Raw genomic sequence first — 738 nt, 5'->3', positions numbered from 1 at the left:
GGTCGGCTCGCGGATGTACCGCACGGGTGACCTGGTGCGGCAGTCGGCCGGTGGTGAGCTCGACTACCTCGGCCGGGTCGACCACCAGGTGAAGATCCGTGGTTTCCGGATCGAACTCGGCGAGATCGAGTCCGTGCTCGCGGCTCACCCGGCGGTCGGGCAGGTCGCCGTAATGGCGCGCGAGGACCAGCAGGGCGGCCGGCAGGTGGTCGCGTACCTGGTCGCCGCGCCGGGCGGCGAATTGCCGGACACGGCCGAGCTGCGCGCGTACGTCGGCGGGACGCTGCCGGACTACATGGTCCCGGCCGCGTTCGTCGCGCTGGACGCGTTCCCGGTGACGCCGAACGGCAAGCTGGACCGCAAGGCCCTGCCCGCCCCGGACTTCAGTGCCGCGCGCAGCGGCCGCAAGCCCCGGACGGCGCAGGAGGAGCTGCTCTGCGCGGTGTTCGCGGAACTGCTCGGGGTGCCGGACGTCGGCATCGACGACGACTTCTTCCACCTCGGTGGACACTCGCTGTTGGCCACCCGGCTGGTCGGCCGGATCCGGTCGGCGCTCGGCGTCGAACTGGCCGTGCGCGCCGTGTTCGAGGCCCCCACGGTCGCCGGCCTCGCCGCCCGGCTCGCCCAGGAGACCGGGCAGGCCCGTCCGGCGCTGCTGCCGGCGGTGCGCCCGGACAGGGTGCCGCTGTCCTTCGCGCAGCGGCGGCTGTGGTTCCTGCACCGCCTGGAGGGCCCGAG

General features: G+C 74.1%; 1 protein-coding gene. It reads left to right on the top strand.

The features are described 5' to 3' along the window. Window positions 1–13: 13 nt before the first annotated feature. A partial coding sequence (locus VM95_RS37820; RefSeq protein WP_341846059.1) for a phosphopantetheine-binding protein occupies window positions 14–738 on the top strand: 725 nt, incomplete at its 3' end.

It is taken from the genome of Streptomyces rubellomurinus (assembly GCF_000961885.1).
GTDB classification, from domain to species: Bacteria; Actinomycetota; Actinomycetes; order Streptomycetales; family Streptomycetaceae; genus Kitasatospora; species Kitasatospora rubellomurina.
The sequence above is the reverse complement of the archived record's forward strand: the minus strand, read 5'-3'. Positions and strand labels throughout refer to the sequence as shown.